We start from the raw sequence: 3,298 nt of genomic DNA on the forward strand, positions 1-3,298 counted from the left end.
ACCCGAGATCACCGGCGAGACCGAGAACGGCAGATCGATCAGCGTGGTCAGCAGCGCCTTGCCGCGGAAGTCGAACCTGGCGATACACCATGAGGCCACGAGGCCGAACACGAGATTCAGCGGCACCGCGATCGCGGCGGTGATCACGGTCAGCTTGATCGCCGCCAGCGCGTCGGGATCGGCGAGCGACTCGAAGTAAAGGCCGATGCCCTTGCTCAAGGCCTGATAGAACACCGCGGCAAGCGGCACAACCAGAAACAGCGCGAGGAACAGCAGCGCGATACCGGTCAGAAGCCAGCGCACCGCGCGCGACTCCGTCACGGGGTCGGGACGACGCAGCGCCGTGGCGTTATTGTGCGGCGTCGAGGCAAGCGCGGCGGGAGTGCGGCTCATTGTGCCCCTCCCCCGGCTGCGACGGCATTCGCGCCGCCGATACCCGCAGGCCGCACCGCTGCGGATGCGCCCCGGCTCGTACGCCGTTGCAGGTACCACTGCAGCATGTTGATCAGGAGCAGCATCAGGAACGACACGACCAGCATGACCACGGCCAGCGCGGTGGCGCCCGCATAGTCATACTGTTCGAGCTTCGTGATGATCAGCAGCGACGTGATTTCTGACTTCATCGGCACGTTGCCGGCAATGAAGATCACCGAGCCATATTCGCCGAGCGCGCGGGCGAAGGCCAATGCGAAGCCGGTCAGGAGCGCCGGCAGCACGGACGGCAGCACGACACGCCGGAAGGTCAGCCAGCGCGTCGCGCCGAGACATGCAGCGGCCTCCTCCTGCTCGCGCTCGAAGTCTTCGAGCACCGGCTGCACCGTGCGCACGACGAACGGCAAACCGATGAAGGTCAGCGCGACCAGCACGCCCGCCGGCGTAAATGCGATCTTGATGCCGAGCGGTTCGAGAAACTGCCCGATCCAGCCGTTGCCCGAATACACCGCCGCCAGAGAAATACCGGCGACCGAAGTAGGCAGCGCGAACGGCAGATCGACCACCGCATCGACGATGCGCTTGAACGGGAACGTGTAGCGCACCAGCACCCACGCGACCAGAAAGCCGAACACCGCGTTGATCAGCGCGCCGCCGAGCGCGGCAAAAAACGTCAGCCGGTACGACGCGAGCACGCGCGGCGACGTGACCGCACGCACGAACTGCTCCCCGTCGAGGGTGGCGGTCTTCAGGAAGGTCGCCGCCAGCGGGATCAGCACGACGAGGCTCAGATAGGCCACCGTGATGCCGAGTGTCAGGCCAAAACCGGGCAACGCGCCCGGTTTTCGGAAGGTCAAAGTCGTCATGCTGGATGCCCTTTCAGGGATAGATCTTGTGGGTCCGTCTGGCCAGAAAGCGCGCCGCAAGGGCGCGTATGCCGGACTTCACCGCGCCGCCGGCCGGTCCTGCCGCCTCGGACCTGCTGTTGCCGTGCTGTTGCCGTGCTGTTGCCGCCTTGCGGCCGGATCACCGTGGCTGGTAGATCGAATCGAATACGCCGCCGTCCGCGAAGTGCGTCTTCTGCGCGTTCGCCCAGCCGCCGAACGAGTCGTCCACTGTGTACAGCTTCAGCTTCGGAAACTTTGACGTGAGCGCGGCCGGCACCTTGTTCGAACGCGGCCGGTAGAAGTTCTTCGCAGCGACCTGCTGACCTTCATCGCTATAGAGGAAGTTCAGATACGCTTCGGCGAGCCTGCGCGTGCCGTGTTTGTCGACGACCTTGTCCACCACGGCAACCGGCGGTTCGGCGAGGATGCTCGCCGACGGCACGACGATCTCGAACCTGTCCGGGCCAAACTCCTTCACCGACAGAAACGCCTCGTTTTCCCACGCAATCAGCACGTCGCCGATGCCACGCTGCGCGAAGCTGGTCGTGGCCCCGCGCCCGCTAGAGTCGAGCACGCCCGAGTTCCTGTACAGCTTGCTGACGAATTCCTTGGCCTTCTGGTCGTTGCCGCCCGGAAGATGAGCGGCATAGGCCCACGCGGCCAGGTAGTTCCAGCGTGCGCCGCCGGAGGTCTTCGGATTTGGCGTCACGATCGACACCCCCGGCTTGATCAAGTCGTCCCAGTCCTTGATGTGCTTCGGGTTGCCCTTGCGCACGAGAAACACGATGGTCGACGTGTACGGCGCCGCGTTATCCGGCAGGCGCCTGTGCCAGTCCTTGTCGATGAGCCCCTTGCCGGTGAGCGCGTCGATGTCGTAAGCGAGCGCGAACGTCACGACGTCAGCCTGCAGCCCGTCCAGCACCGAGCGCGCCTGTGCGCCCGAGCCGCCGTGCGACTGCCTGAAGGTGACCGGTTCACCGGTGCTGGCCTGCCATTGCTTGCCGAACGCCTGATTGACCTCTCGATACAGTTCGCGCGTCGAATCGTATGACACGTTCAGGAGTGTTGTGTCTGCGCCGTGCGCATCGGCAATCGGACCAACTACCGATGCGATGCCCAGTGCGAGTGCCACGCATAGTCTCCTGGACTTGCCTGTTAGTGTCGTATCTTGATGGAGCATCTATCTTCTCCATGTCGTGGCTGGTTGGAACAAGGTCAGAGCGTGTGTTTGCATCGCATCCGCGTTGGGTCTGAGAAAGTTTGATCGAGTGGTTGTCATCGTGCGAGTTGGCGAGGCAATGGCGGATACGAATTCATGAAAAGCAAACCGCCCGACCTGTTACCCGAGGCTCGTTGTCATTTCGGAGAGGTGAATCATAGAAAGGACGGACTCCTTGAAAAAGTCCGTCTTAAGCGTATGACTGTTTCTATAGAGAAACGATGGCTATTGGCTGAGGCTTGGTGAATTGGCGAGCCCGTTGAGGGTTCAGCATGAATGTTTCGCAGTGGAAACGGAGTTGTGCCAGACAGCGCCTTCCGCCCGCATGACTCAGAGCCTAGTATGTGCCACACCGCCCGGGCACCTCGTCAACTGACTCCTGCCCGGCAGATCCCCTAACGGAGATAGCCCGCATGCCCATGACTCTTTCCATCGAATGCACGCGCACCCAACCGTCCTCGAACGGTGCATATCAAGGGGCCATCAAATTTCTGAATCAAGCTGACATTGCCGGGCAGGAAGCACTGCCGCATACGCGTTGGGAAGCATCGTCGCCGCTGTTCCGTCGTCGTGAAGCTGCCGCACAAAAGGCTTCGGCATGAACGAAAAGATCACACCGCAACTCGCTGCGAAGATCGCGCGCCTGGATGCGCTGCTCGACTCGATCGCCGCGCGTCACGCGAACGTGAAGCTCGCCAGCAGCCTCGCAGCGGAAGACATGCTGCTCACGCACGCGATCCTGTCGCGCGGCGTGAAGATC

4 protein-coding genes and 1 pseudogene are annotated in these 3,298 nt (G+C 62.6%); 2 read left to right on the forward strand and 3 right to left on the reverse strand.

Annotated features, from left to right (window positions below; all coding sequences use genetic code 11):
* The 3 genes from HV744_RS36240 to HV744_RS36250 form a co-directional block, all read right to left on the reverse strand.
* On the reverse strand, positions 1-393 hold a 393-nt coding region (locus HV744_RS36240; protein ID WP_484555900.1), incomplete at its 3' end, for an ABC transporter permease family protein.
* Positions 390-1,298, reverse strand: a complete 909-nt coding sequence (cysT, locus tag HV744_RS36245) for a sulfate ABC transporter permease subunit CysT (protein ID WP_175154040.1) — start codon at positions 1,296-1,298, stop codon at positions 390-392. The genes cysT and HV744_RS36240, both read right to left, overlap by 4 nt.
* Positions 1,299-1,458: 160 nt before the next feature.
* Positions 1,459-2,499: a sulfate ABC transporter substrate-binding protein gene (locus tag HV744_RS36250; RefSeq protein ID WP_175154041.1), complete on the reverse strand. Its 1,041-nt coding sequence runs from the start codon at positions 2,497-2,499 to the stop codon at positions 1,459-1,461.
* 452 nt (positions 2,500-2,951) lie between these two features.
* Between HV744_RS36250 and HV744_RS36255 the strand changes: the two genes are divergently transcribed.
* Positions 2,952-3,140 carry a hypothetical protein gene (locus tag HV744_RS36255; protein ID WP_175154042.1) on the forward strand — a complete coding sequence of 63 codons (189 nt, stop codon included), beginning with the start codon at positions 2,952-2,954 and terminating at the stop codon, positions 3,138-3,140.
* Positions 3,137-3,298: pseudogene (locus tag HV744_RS36260) on the forward strand (phosphoadenylyl-sulfate reductase); the annotation flags it as partial. The gene HV744_RS36255 and the pseudogene HV744_RS36260, both read left to right, overlap by 4 nt.

Source organism: Paraburkholderia ultramafica (assembly GCF_902859915.1).
Lineage (GTDB): Bacteria > Pseudomonadota > Gammaproteobacteria > Burkholderiales > Burkholderiaceae > Paraburkholderia > Paraburkholderia ultramafica.

Coding starts and splice junctions, on each gene's coding strand:
- HV744_RS36250 (WP_175154041.1), bottom strand. CDS start 2,499: ATGCTCCATCAAGATACGACACTAACAGGCAAGTCCAGGAGACTATGC.
- cysT (WP_175154040.1), bottom strand. CDS start 1,298: ATGACGACTTTGACCTTCCGAAAACCGGGCGCGTTGCCCGGTTTTGGC.
- HV744_RS36255 (WP_175154042.1), top strand. CDS start 2,952: ATGCCCATGACTCTTTCCATCGAATGCACGCGCACCCAACCGTCCTCG.